The sequence below is a fragment of the Gemmatimonas sp. genome (genome assembly GCF_041689975.1).
Classification (GTDB): Bacteria; Gemmatimonadota; Gemmatimonadetes; order Gemmatimonadales; family Gemmatimonadaceae; genus Gemmatimonas.
Genome location: NZ_JBDNFF010000214.1, coordinates 1 through 6,540, shown reverse-complemented (window position 1 = coordinate 6,540; position 6,540 = coordinate 1). Strand labels below are relative to the sequence as shown.

At 62.9% G+C, this 6,540-nt stretch carries 6 protein-coding genes; 2 read left to right on the top strand and 4 right to left on the bottom strand.

What is annotated here, in order from left to right:
- Positions 1 to 22 precede the first annotated feature (22 nt).
- The 4 genes from ACESNG_RS13545 to ACESNG_RS13530 form a co-directional block, all read right to left on the bottom strand.
- Positions 23 to 910: an ABC transporter permease gene (locus ACESNG_RS13545; protein WP_373069377.1), complete on the bottom strand. Its 888-nt coding sequence runs from the start codon at positions 908 to 910 to the stop codon at positions 23 to 25.
- Entirely contained in the window at positions 907 to 1,995 is a 1,089-nt protein-coding gene (locus ACESNG_RS13540; RefSeq protein ID WP_373069375.1) for an ABC transporter permease, read from the bottom strand. Before ACESNG_RS13540 ends, ACESNG_RS13545 begins: the two co-directional genes overlap by 4 nt.
- 53 nt (positions 1,996 to 2,048) lie before the next feature.
- Positions 2,049 to 3,491, bottom strand: a complete 1,443-nt coding sequence (locus ACESNG_RS13535) for an ABC transporter substrate-binding protein (protein WP_373069373.1) — start codon at positions 3,489 to 3,491, stop codon at positions 2,049 to 2,051.
- 345 nt (positions 3,492 to 3,836) lie between these two features.
- The gene (locus tag ACESNG_RS13530) at positions 3,837 to 4,820 is read right to left on the bottom strand and encodes an NAD(P)-dependent oxidoreductase (protein WP_373069371.1); all 984 of its coding nucleotides are present in this window, start codon (positions 4,818 to 4,820) and stop codon (positions 3,837 to 3,839) included.
- A 128-nt stretch (positions 4,821 to 4,948) separates the two neighbouring features.
- On the opposite strand from ACESNG_RS13530, the gene ACESNG_RS13525 reads away from it, so the two are divergent.
- Positions 4,949 to 5,740, top strand: a complete 792-nt coding sequence (locus ACESNG_RS13525; protein WP_373069369.1) for an HpcH/HpaI aldolase/citrate lyase family protein — start codon at positions 4,949 to 4,951, stop codon at positions 5,738 to 5,740.
- Positions 5,737 to 6,540, top strand: an 804-nt coding sequence (locus tag ACESNG_RS13520) for an NAD(P)-dependent oxidoreductase (protein ID WP_373069367.1), incomplete at its 3' end; no start/stop codon positions are given. The genes ACESNG_RS13525 and ACESNG_RS13520, both read left to right, overlap by 4 nt.

Genomic DNA, 6,540 nt, shown 5'->3' with positions numbered 1-6,540 from the left:
GTATTGGGCTGAGTCTGGATGCTCATGACTTGATGTCCTTCTCGCGACCGATAAGACCTTGGCTGATGAATGAGAACGAGACGCCTGCCCAACACAGGGCAGCACCCGGAAACAGCACGAGCCATGGAGCGATCTCGATCGACGACCGTCCCTCGTTGATCATGGCTCCCCACTCCGGCGTCGGCGGCGGCGCTCCAAGGCCGAGGAAGGACAGGCCGGCGACGAGCATGATCACCAGGATGATGTCGCTGAGCGCATACGCGATGGACTCCGAGGACACGTTCGGGACGAGGTGCTTGAAAAGAATGCGTGGCTTCGAATAGCCGAGGGTCTGGGCCGCCTCGATGTAGGCCTGCTGCTTCACGACCACGGCCTTGGTCCTGGAGATGCGTGCGTACCGGGCCCAGTTGGTCAGCGCCAAGGCGACGATGACCGTTCCGAGTCCGGGTCCGAGGATCGCGATGAGCGCAATCGCAAGAACGAGCAGCGGAAACGCGTTGATGCCGTCGATCAGCGATCCGACAAAACCATTCAATGCCCGGTTGGAAGAGACTCCTAGACCGATGCCGATAATCGTCCCGATGGTCAGCGGAATCGCTACTCCCAGGAAGGCGACCCCGAGGTCAAGGTAGACGGCCGCGAACACGCGGGTGAAGAAATCGCGGCCGAGCTGATCGGTCCCGAATAAGTACTCGGGCGATGGCGGCAGGAACGGCAACGCGACCAGTTCGTCGCTGCCGTAGGGACTCACCAGCGGCAAGATGAAGCCCGCGATCAGCATCGCGATGAGCATCACCAAGCCGATAATGAGTCCGATCGTTCCTTCTTTGAGGCGCTTCTTGGTCTTGGGAAGGGACTCCTCTCCCTTGACGTTGAACCAGTCTGCTGCTCCTGCTTCGACGACGCTCATGACATTTTCACCCGCGGATCCAAAAGCGTGGCGAGCAGGTCACCGAGCAGACTGAGGATGACGACGAGGACGCCGAACACGAGGACGATGCTCTGCACGACCGGGTAGTCGCGCATGCTCACCGCTGACACAAGCTCGCGGCCGATACCGGGCAGCGAGAAGATGATCTCGAGGATGACGGTTGAGCCGATCATCACGCCCATCATGTAACTCAGTAGGACAATGGTCGGAGCAAGCGAGGGTCGGAGGACGTACAGCCACAGGAACCGAAAGGAATTCACTCCACGGATAATCCCCGTCTCAACGAACTCCTCCTCCAGTGTGTCCGACAGCGAGCTATAGAGCACTCGGGACAGGATGGGGACCAGGATGACGCAGTTGACCAAGGCGGGAAGCCACAGGTAGCCCAGGTTCTGCGGGAACTGAGCATCGTAGCCACTGATGGGTGCGACGCCCAGTCGGATCCCGAAGTACAGCAGGAAGATAAGAGCAACAAGGAAACTGGGGAGGGCCAGACCGACCGCTGTGATAGACCGAAACGCGTACGGTAGCCACTTCCACCGCACGAGCGCGACAAACATCGCGAGCGGAATGGCCAAGAGGACTGTAAGGAGGATGGTCAGCGCGATCAGCCATAGGGTGACCGGCAGGTTTGTCGAGAGCATCGTCGTGACGCTGACGCCCGAAAACATCGACTGGCCTAGGTCGCCGCGAATCAGCGCCGTAGTGTACTGAAAGAACTGGGTGAAGACGTCCACGTTCAGACCTAAGTCCGCGCGCAGTACCGCGATGGCCTCAGGTGTTGCGTCAGCGCCGAGAGCTGCGACAACGGGATCACCCGGTGCCAGTCGGATCAAGCCGAACGCCACGACCATGACCCAAAACGCGACAACTATCGCGCGCAGCGTCCTGCGAAAGGCCTGCTTGCGGAACGACAGCCGCCGTCCGCTCTCCTCGGCGGCATCCACAGCGGCGACTTCGGACTGCCCCGGAGCGGCCGTGCTGCTTTCGTGGCTGGAAACAGACACGTCTTGATCTCCTCTTCGATGGACGGGTGTGCGCTGATGATGAGAGTGGTGGTGCATGGCTGCGGCTGGACAGGTACCCCTGTCCAGCCGCAGCCTCCTTGCCCGACGTACTAGCCGATTCCGGGCGGCGCCTTCTGCGTCGAGAGCGACGGCGTGGTGGCCACGACTAGCCACTCACCGGGGGTCGTCGTCTCCATGATGCCCTTCGGAAGGCGTGACGCACTGATCACGGCCCGGTCGGCGATCGGAATGTGTACCGAGTTGCCGTATGCCTGCTGGTTGGCCTTGAGCAGCAATGCCCGAATCTGACCGGGCGTCCTTGCGGAAGCCGCAGCGTTGAGCGTTGCCACCAGCCCCGGGTCGTTGACTTTTGACCAGTTGGTCCATGCTCCACCCGGTGAGTACCAGTTGAGCATCTGCAGGATTGGCGTGGGAGCGTTGTTGCCCGAGAACTGCATCTCGTAGTTGCCCGCCTGAAGATCCTGGATCGCCACGGTATCCTGCTTCACGGTGATGTTCGCCGTGATGCCGATCTTCGCGAGATCCTGAGCAATGATCAGCGCGGCCTCAGGCCACGCAGCTCTGGCCCACACCGTGAGGTCGAACGCGAAGCCGTTGGGCGTACCAGATTTCGCGAGCAACTGCCTGGCCAGCTCCAGATTCTGCTTACCCTTGCTTGGAAGCGCGCAGAGGAAGTACGGGTTACCCACGCGGAACGTGTTCGCACAGGCCGGCGCGACGGTGCCGAAGAAGCCTATCTTCGCCACTTTGTCACGATCAATGGCTGCCGAGATCGCCTGACGTGCAAAGACGTCCTGCAACGGACCCTTCTTAGCCATGTTGGTCGTCAACTGGTAGGTACCGGGCAGCGGGTGACCGTAGACGCGCACCTTATTTTTCTCGACTTCGCCAACGCCCGTGTAGGCAAGGTCGAAGACGTAGTCAACGGCGCCCTGCTTTAGGTTAAGCAGCCGGCTCGCGCCGTCGGGGATCGCCTGGATGGTGATCTTGCCGACCTTGGACTTGGCCCAATAGTTCGGGTTCGCCGTCAGGGTCATCGTGTCGGCGCCAGGAGTCCACTGCTCCAGCATCATCGGACCAGCGCTGACCGGTGCCTTGAAGTAGGCGACCGGGTCGGCCATCAGCCGGTCGGTCGGGTTGATGTAAAGGAACTGCGCTGCAGCGAGGTACGGCCAGTCGGGAAGGGCTCCGGTCAAGTTCCACACGACGGTCGTCGCGTTGGTGGCCGTGGCACCGACGACCTTGGCGATGAAGGAACTGGACTGGCCCGAGGCCTTCCACCGATTGAACGACGTGACAACGTCGCGCGCCTCGACGGGCGTGCCATCAGAGTACTTCAGGCCCGACTTGAGGGTGCTGGTGATCGTCAAACCGTCCTTTGACACTTTCTCGTCCTTAAGGAGGTCCATGCGTGGGATCAGATTCTGGTCCAAGCGCCAGAGCAGGCCCTGCTGCGGGTACATGATCTGGTAGTCGGTGACAGCACGAGGCTTGGACGGATCCAGGTTGGTTGGTTTCGTGACGGTCGCCATGACGACCGATGCGCAGTAGGCGGTCGCGAGTGGCGTGTTGAGTTTACACTTTGCCCCTGTGGCAGCGGGTGTGGTAGCGGGTGCGGCAGCGGGTGCGGCCCGAGGTGGTGCGGCAGAGCTGGGGTTAGCTACGACGCCTGCACTGAGCACCAGTCCAGCCGCCGCGATCCCCACGATTATTCTCTTCATCGATTTACCTTCCGGTTGGGTCTCGTGGCGTTTCGCCCGAGAAGCCTTAAGTTAACTGTTAACAATCTGGTCTGTCAACAGGTTTGGCAAAATTAAAGTGAAGATTGGATTACGTCCCGGAGTGTTTCGGGGTCGTGACACCGGCCGCGAGCGCGATCACGGGAGGTCCACTCGATCGATCGGCTCACGGTCGGCCGCAATCAACTCGATGTTGTGGGCCGCACCCGCCGCTCGGCGACGGGCAGTGCCCTCGGTGACTCCGGCGGTGTGCGGGGTGGTGATGATACCGGGCGTGTTGAGGATGGCGGAGTCGCGGGCGGGCGGCTCCTGCGAGAAGACGTCGATACCGCCGCCGCCTAGATGACCGCTTGCCACCGCGGCGATGAGGGCGTCCTCGTCGACCAAGGCGCCTCGGGCCACATTGACGACAATCGCGCCCTCCTTCATCAGGGCGATCCGACGTGCGTCGAGCGTGTGCCTGGTATCCGCGTTCAGGTGCAGGTGCATGGAGACGACGTCGGCTTCGGGCAGCAGTGAGTCGAGTTCGTCCGCGGGAACCACACGATCGGCGCCCCACTTGGCCATCGTGGGCGCATCGACCGGAAACAAGTCCGTCGCGATGATCTTCATGCCCATCGCCTTGGCCCTGATCGAGAACTCCCGGGCACTCGCGCCGAACCCGACGAGGCAGAGGGTCTTGCCCGGCAGCTCGGGCGTGAGCGGCTGGTAGAGCACCCCACGCGCGAGATTCGCCTGCGACTCCGGCACCCTGCGTATCACCATCAGCGTGAGCAGGAGGGCGTGCTCGGCGAGCGCAATGGCGCTCATCGGCCCGGGGCAGTTGGACACCATGATGCCCCGATCACGCCAATACGCCATGTCGAACTTGTCGATACCGGTGCCGAGAATCTGCCAAAACCTCACGTTTGGGGCCGCGTCGAGCATGGCCCTGGTACCCACCGAGCCGCCGGTGTCGACGACAGCCTCGACGTCGGCAAACTGCGGCTCGAGCGGGGCACCGGGATCATAGATTCGAAGGTCGTGTCGCGGATCAACCGCCGCGACCACTTCCCGCTGCCAGGTCGGGTCGACACCCTGCTGCGGCAGGAAGAGTACCTTCAATGATCGCTGCTCGTCCATATCGTCCTCTCGTCGGCACACTCAACCCGAGCATGGCGGTGCCGATCCTAGACCCATCATTGACTTTCGTGCAAACTGTTGACAAACTTCAGTTCCACTTCAACCCTCACCTCGATAGGAGACGCTCAATGATGAGAGCACTGGATAAGTCACGCCGGCTCAAGACGCGAATCGAGGCTGGTGAGCCCGTGCTCGGGACGCAGCTTGGACTCAACGACCCCTCGATCATCGAGTTGTTCGGCCGGGCCGGCTACGACTGGGCCGTCATCGACACCGAGCACTCGGCGCACACCCCGGTCACGGTCAAGCACATGCTCCAGGCCGCGCTCGGCTGGGACATCGTCCCCTTCGTGCGACCACAGATCCTTGACCACGATGCCATCCGCATGTGGTTGGACATCGGCGCGACCGCCATCCTGTGCCCCTTCATCGAGACCCAGGAGGATGCGCAGCGCCTGGTGGACGCGTGCCGCTACCCACCGGGCGGCAAGCGCGGTTGGAACCCCCGCCGCGCTGCAGACTTCGGGCTGTCATCGGACGAGTACCTGGCGGACGTTGAGGACTCGCTGATCATCCTCATCATCATCGAGTCGCGACTGGGCGCGGAGAACGCCGAGGCGATTCTCGGTGTCGACGGCATCGACGGGGTCACCGTCGGGCCGATGGACCTATCGATGGATCTCGGGGTGTTCCGTCAGTGGGATGCCCCCGCTTACATCACCGCGGTCGACCAGATCCGCGCCGCGTGCGCGGCCACCGGCAAGGCACTCGGGTCAGGCGTCTACAGCGAGGAGGCCGCCCTCCAATGCATCCGGGACGAGGAGACATTGCTCTTGGTGACGGGTGATGAGCCCATTCTCGGCAGCGGTGCGGTCCGGGTCGCCACTGAACTTCGCGAGTACATCGCGCAGCAGCCATGAACGGCAAGGTCCTCATCACCGACTACGCGTGGCCGGACCTTTCCATCGAGGAGGAAATCCTCGGAGGAGCGGGCCTGGAGATCGTGTCAGTTGCGGATTCGGCGCAGGACGCGGTCGCGCTGATCGATGGGTGCGACGCTGTCATGACCTGCTGGGCGCCGGTGAGCGCTGAGTTGCTCGCAGCCGGAACCAGTTTGAAGTGTGTGGCCCGATTCGGAGTTGGAACCGACAACATCGATCTCGCGGCGGCTCGTACTCGAGGCCTCGTCGTTACCTATGTCCCGGACTACTGCATCGAAGAGGTTTCCGACCACGCGCTCGCGCTCGCCCTGGCGTGGGCACGCGGCGTCGTCTGGCTGGATGCTGCGATCCGATCCGGAGTATGGGATGCGGCTGCGCTTCAGCTGCGACGGGTGAGCTCGCTGACGATGGGTGTCTGGGGCTACGGCCGGATCGGACGCCGGACCGCCGAGAAGTTCGCGGGAATGGGCGCACGGGTCTTGGCGTGGGATCCGGTCGCGCCCGAGGGCGGACCCGCGCAACGTGTCTCGCTGGAGACCTTGCTGTCGGAGTGCGAGGTGCTGTCGCTGCATATGCCCGCCTCGCCGGACGGCACGCCGAAGGTCGGCGCAAAGGAGTTCGCCGGGATGCGCTCGGGAGCGCTTGTCATCAACACCGCGCGCGGAACCCTCGTCGATACCCAAGCGTTGCTCGACGCGCTTGACGGCGGCACGATCGGGGCGGCCGCGCTCGACGTCGTCGCGGGCGAACCCGACCTGCCTGCTGCTCTCGTCGCTCAT